This window comes from Desulfococcus sp., from assembly GCF_050178255.1.
Classification (GTDB): Bacteria; Desulfobacterota; Desulfobacteria; order Desulfobacterales; family Desulfococcaceae; genus Desulfococcus; species Desulfococcus multivorans.
The window spans coordinates 1-5111 of sequence record NZ_JBFXGG010000162.1; the positions used below are offsets into that span (position 1 = coordinate 1).

Annotated in this window: 6 protein-coding genes; 2 read left to right on the forward strand and 4 right to left on the reverse strand. The window is 63.3% G+C overall.

The window, feature by feature from the left end; all coding sequences use genetic code 11:
• Positions 1 to 47: 47 nt before the first annotated feature.
• Positions 48 to 488, forward strand: a complete 441-nt coding sequence (locus AB7S84_RS16385; RefSeq protein ID WP_428155793.1) for a hypothetical protein — start codon at positions 48 to 50, stop codon at positions 486 to 488.
• A 93-nt stretch (positions 489 to 581) separates the two neighbouring features.
• Positions 582 to 1088 carry a DsrE family protein gene (locus tag AB7S84_RS16390; RefSeq protein WP_428155795.1) on the forward strand — a complete coding sequence of 169 codons (507 nt, stop codon included), beginning with the start codon at positions 582 to 584 and terminating at the stop codon, positions 1086 to 1088.
• A gap of 16 nt (positions 1089 to 1104) precedes the next feature.
• Here AB7S84_RS16390 and AB7S84_RS16395 read toward each other — a convergent pair whose 3' ends face one another.
• The 4 genes from AB7S84_RS16395 to AB7S84_RS16410 all read right to left on the reverse strand — a co-directional run.
• On the reverse strand, positions 1105 to 1779 hold the full coding sequence (locus tag AB7S84_RS16395; protein ID WP_428155797.1) for a class I SAM-dependent methyltransferase: 675 nt from the start codon (positions 1777 to 1779) through the stop codon (positions 1105 to 1107).
• A gap of 9 nt (positions 1780 to 1788) precedes the next feature.
• Positions 1789 to 2196, reverse strand: a complete 408-nt coding sequence (locus AB7S84_RS16400; RefSeq protein WP_428155799.1) for a threonyl-tRNA synthetase editing domain-containing protein — start codon at positions 2194 to 2196, stop codon at positions 1789 to 1791.
• Positions 2197 to 2216: 20 nt separating this feature from the next.
• On the reverse strand, positions 2217 to 3188 hold the full coding sequence (locus tag AB7S84_RS16405) for an FAD binding domain-containing protein (protein WP_428155802.1): 972 nt from the start codon (positions 3186 to 3188) through the stop codon (positions 2217 to 2219).
• A 3-nt stretch (positions 3189 to 3191) separates the two neighbouring features.
• Positions 3192 to 5111: xanthine dehydrogenase family protein molybdopterin-binding subunit (locus AB7S84_RS16410; RefSeq protein WP_428155804.1), on the reverse strand; the 1920-nt coding region annotated here is incomplete at its 5' end.

Genomic DNA, 5111 nt, shown 5'->3' on the forward strand with positions numbered 1-5111 from the left:
GAACGACGATGAAAAGCGGCTTCTCAGTCAGATCCAGGGGCGGACCTATGCCAATATGTTCGGCTTCGTGGAACGATTCATCACGGCGAAAGTTCTCGAGATCACGCGCGACCATTGGCTGGGAAACTCACTGGAAGGAAGAGACCACCCACGCCATCATGGACGAGTTGGAGTGGCCCCGGGAGAACAGCAAGCTGACCACCGGGGAACGGGACCGGGCCGTTGACGAGTTGATCGCTCTTGTCGGCGACATGGACGGCATCCTGCAGCAGCAGAGCCTGGCCGATGCAGCGTATTTCCTGAACGTCTGCGGCCGATCCTTCCGCACGGAAGAGATCGACCGCATCAAAACCGGGGTTCTCCGGGCCTATCGCTGGCAATATATCTTTTCGGGGGTCGGGCATCCCCGGTTCCAGGTCGTCTACGAAAAGCTGACGACGCCGGGACAGCGCGATCGTGTCGCAACAGCACTGGCGACCCTGAGCTGATTTCCGGGCCGATCGAATTTTCCGTTGCGGCAGGACGGTGTCATCTGTTCGCCGCTATCCAGCAACGACTCGAAAAGAAAAGGAGGTATCCAAATGCGGAAAAGATCGAAACGATACATAACCGTTCTGCTGTGTTCCCTGGCGTTGTTCTGGGCGCCGGTATTATCCGTCGCGGCCGAAGACTACGATGCGTTGAAAGACGTCTCATCCGTCAGCACGATGTTCGACTTCAGGGACGGTAACCCCGTGTCGGCCCTGGTCCACCTCAAGCTGATCCACGACACCTACAAGGATGCGGCAATCCGGTCGGTATCCGGCAAGCCCGATTTCGCGGTCGTGTTCATGGCGAGCGCGGTAAAGCTTCTTGCCAGAAACAGGGACGGCTTTTCCGCGGAGGATCAGAAGTCGCTCGAAGCCTTCGACCAGGTTCTCCAGGACATGGCCGGAGACGGGATTCGACTGGAGGTCTGCATGTTTGCCGCAAATTACTTCGGGGTGGATTCCGCGTCGCTGCCGAAGGGGCTGATGCAGGTTCCCAACGGCTGGATTTCATCCATTGGCTACCAGAAACGCGGTTACGCCATGGTGCCGGTCTATTGATCCGAAACGTATCCTGTTAAACCGGAGCTCCCGGCGGGTCGAACCGAGCCTCTCCCTGTGTTGATCCGGTGCAGATATAGATTTTCGATCTGCCGGTGGCAGTGGCGACTTTGATTACCCGATCGAAATGTCGTTCCAGAAAAGTCTGTTCGTGTCTCAGGATCTGAAGGGCGCGCTTCCGGCCCATGGAGAGCAGCCGGATATGGAAGAGGAGGCGTACGAATCGGTTTTCAGGCACCTCGTGTTCCATCATCAAAAAGGGTCTTCCCGGTTTGAGGCATCGGCGGATCTCCGCCAGGGTGCGGGTCTGGGTGTCGCCTTTCAGTTCATAGAAGGCGTGGGAGCAGGTGACGGCCGCGAAGACCCCGGACCTGAAGGGCAGCCGTTCGCAGTCAGCCTGAACCAGACACACTTGAGGGAACCTTGTCGTCTTCCTCCCGGCGGCCCGGAGCATACCCGAGGAAAAATCCAGTCCTATTGCAAGTCCTTTGCCTTCGACCCGTCGGGCCAGGGGCGGCAGGGCCGCACCCGTGCCCGTGCAGATGTCGAGAACGATGTCGCCGGGTCCGGCGTCGGTGTGTTCCGCCAGGATCTCCCGCAGGACACCCTGCTTGTCGGTGGCGTGCAAGGCGATGAATCCGTCATACCATTTCGAGAAGAAGTCGTAATATTTCTGTCTGGTTTTTCGCATGGCAGTGCTTTAAAATTCCTTGAAAATCCGGGCCAGGGGATGCCCCGGCGCCTCGATGGACAGATCGTTGAAGTATCCATAGGGGGTTTTGACGGTGGTGTACCCGGCGTTTTGCAGCCGTTCGCGGGCCCGGTCGATGAGGGCCCCGGCCTGCTCGGGCTCGGCCTTGGCCTCCCCCAGATGGGTAAAGGAATGCAGGACGATTTCCTGAACCTCCCATTTCCGCGCCGCCCATTTGGCGTTTTTCACGAGCTTGGTTTCAGCCGAGCTGCCCTCCGTCACGTCCCGGGGTTCGACATGGATAAAGGCCACCACAGCCCGCTTTCGCTCGTCGGGGCTCGCGTCGGGAGCGTCCTCGAGGGTCTTGAGGGTTGGCTTCCAGGCGAATTTTTCGCAGAACCAGAACAATACTCTCACGACATCTCCTTATCGTTGCGTCAGGCCATTTCCCCAAGGACTGATTCGATGACGCCGATGAACATGGGGACCTTGTAGCCGTTTCCACTCATGGGCGCGGCATCCTTCACCGCCGCCCGGGCCGCTTCGGCGATGGTTTGTTCATCAAGCGCCTTTCCCACGAGGATCGCCTCCGCCTCGGCGGCGCGATACGGAACGGGCGCCGCGCCGCTCAGAAAGATCCGGCACTGGGCTGTCCGGCCGTTTCTGCTCTGCAGCGCGACGGCCGCTCCGGCCAGGGCGAAGTCCCAGGCGCGGCGCGCCCGCACCTTTCGATAGAGGCTTCGCAGACCGTCCGGCGGCGGGGGGAGACGGATCCCCGTGAGGATTTCTCCCGGACCCAGCACCGTCTCCTTCATGTAATCGTCCGAGGGCGGTACGTGAAATGCCGCCACCGGGACGCTCCGCCGTCCGTCCGGGCCTGTGATGACGGCGATCGCCCCCAGCGCAGCGAGGGCGGGAGCGGTGTCCGAGGGGTGGACGATGTAGCAGTTCTCGCCGCCCAGGATGCAGTGGTGGGCATTCTCTCCGTCCACGGCGTAGCAGAGATCGCCCCCTTTCCTCAGGCAGGGAAAATCTCCGCGGTAATACCAGCAGCGGGGCTTCTGGCAGAGGTTGCCGCCAATGGTTCCCTGGTGGCGCAACTGAGGGCTTCCCACCGCCGCCGCAGCCATTGCCAGTGCCGGGTAACCCGATTGGACGGCGGGGCTTTGGGAAACCGCATGGATGGTCGTCATGGCGCCGATTTCAAGGCCCCCCTCCGCCGTTTGACGGATGCCGGCGAGCTCTTTCAGGCGTGAGATGCTGACGACGACGGCAGGATCCAGAATGCCGTCGCGGAGACACCCGACGAGATCGGTGCCGCCGGCGTGAAGGCAGGCCCCGTCCCGGGAGAGGGCCTCGACGGCCTTGTCCAGGGTTCCGGCCCGGACATAGGAGAAACTGGGCATCATGGGCTATGCCTCCTTTCGCTGGGCCGCCAGAAGACCGCAGAGCCGGACCGGGTCCATGGGGGTTTCGGTGATTCTGAGGCCCGTGGCGTTGTATATGGCGTTGGCGACGGCCGGTGCCGTGGGAATGGTGACCGGTTCCCCCAGGCCCTTGGCGCCGGTGGTGTTGGCTTCGTCGTCGGGGATCTCGATGGGGAGGGAGACCATGTCGTCGGGCACGTCCATGGCCGTGGGAACCTTGTAGGTATGCAGATTGCCGTTGACGATCTTTCCGGTCTGGTTCCCGTCCAGAATGCGGGCTTCGGTCATGGCCAGGCCGATCCCCATGGTGATGCCCCCGAAAACCTGGTTGTCGTAGGTGAGCCGGTTCATGACCCGGCCGCTGTCATGGGCGCCGAGGAACCGGAGGATCCGGACCTCGCCGGTGCGGGTGTCGACCGCCACCTCGCAGAACTGCGCCGCGAAGGGGTTGATGACGCGGTTGGGCGGGTTGGGATCGCGGTATCCCACCCCCACGACCCCCCCGGCCATCCTGACACCGGAGATCCGGTCTATGGCGATGCGCTTGGACGGGTCGTTCCGGCTGACGACGGCGCCCGGAATATAGCGGAGTTCGGCGGCGTCGACCTTGAGGTTCCGGGCGGCCATCTCCAGGAGCTGCTGTTTCACGCTCACGGCGGCGGCGCGGACCGCCGGCGCTTCCGTGGGAACGGTCTTGCTCCCGCCGCTGGGCGTCGCGAACTGGGTGGTGCCGGTGTCGGCGTGCTCGATCTGGACGGCGTCGGGCCGCACCCCCAGCTCTTCGGCCACCACCAGCGCCATCACCGTCTTGGTGCCGGTCCCGATGTCGCTGGCGCCCATGTTCAGATTGACGCTGCCGTCGGCAAAGAGCTTGAGGATGATGGTTGACGGCGGCCTGCCGTCGCCGGACGACCATAAGCCCGCGGCCATGCCGATTCCCCTGCGGATGGGCCCCGAATCCCCGGCCGACTTCCGGGCTTCGTCCCAGCCGAAGGCCTCGGCCCCCCGTTTCAGGCACTCCTCGAATCCCGGCGTGCCGTAAGGCGGGTTGCCTTTTCTGGCCTGGCTGACCTGCGGAATGTTCCTGAGGCGGAACGCCACGGGGTCCATTTGAATGGCCTCGGCCAGCGCATCCATCATCTGCTCGAGCGCCCAGGCCCCCTGGGGGTGGCCGGGGGCGCGAAATGCCCGGGCCGGACCGGCGTTGATGTAGACGTCGGTAGCGGTGGTCCGGACATGGGGACAGGCATAGAGGTCTCGGATCAGCCAATCGACGACGAGGGCGCCGCCGAAGGGATAGGCGCCCCCCGATCCGATGCAGGTGAAGTCAAGGGCCGTCAGGGTGCCGTCCTTTTTGACGCCGGCCTTGAGGGTCATGGTGTTGGCCGGGCGGTTGCCCACGGCCAGAAAGGTCTCTTCCCGGCTCAGGAACAGCCTGACCGGTCGTCCGGTCATCCGGGCGAGGAGGGCGGCGATGACGGTGTATTTCCCGGGCTGGAGCTTGCTGCCGAACCCGCCGCCCATGTAATGGCCGATGACGCGGACCTTGGACAAGGGCATGCCCAGGGTTTCGGCCACCGTCTTCTGAACGGCATAGACGCCCTGGGTCGACTCCCATAGGGTCAACCGGTCGCCATCCCAGTTGGCGACGCAACCGTGGGGCTCCAGGGGAGTGTGGATCTCGCAGGCGGTCCGGTAATGTTGTTCGAGTACCACGTCGGCTTCGGCAAATCCCTTGTCCAGATCTCCTCTGGCGTACGTCTCGGTCTGACCCACCTGGTTGCCGCCGGGATGGATCGGGTGAGCTGAAGCCGCCAGGGCGGTCCGCTCGTCGGAGATGAAGGGCAGCACCTCATAGGTGACGTCGATGGCGCGAAGGGCATCCCGGGCCTGGTAAGGGCTTTC

Coding starts and splice junctions, on each gene's coding strand:
- AB7S84_RS16405 (WP_428155802.1), bottom strand. CDS start 3,188: ATGATGCCCAGTTTCTCCTATGTCCGGGCCGGAACCCTGGACAAGGCC.
- AB7S84_RS16390 (WP_428155795.1), top strand. CDS start 582: ATGCGGAAAAGATCGAAACGATACATAACCGTTCTGCTGTGTTCCCTG.
- AB7S84_RS16385 (WP_428155793.1), top strand. CDS start 48: ATGCCAATATGTTCGGCTTCGTGGAACGATTCATCACGGCGAAAGTTC.
- AB7S84_RS16395 (WP_428155797.1), bottom strand. CDS start 1,779: ATGCGAAAAACCAGACAGAAATATTACGACTTCTTCTCGAAATGGTAT.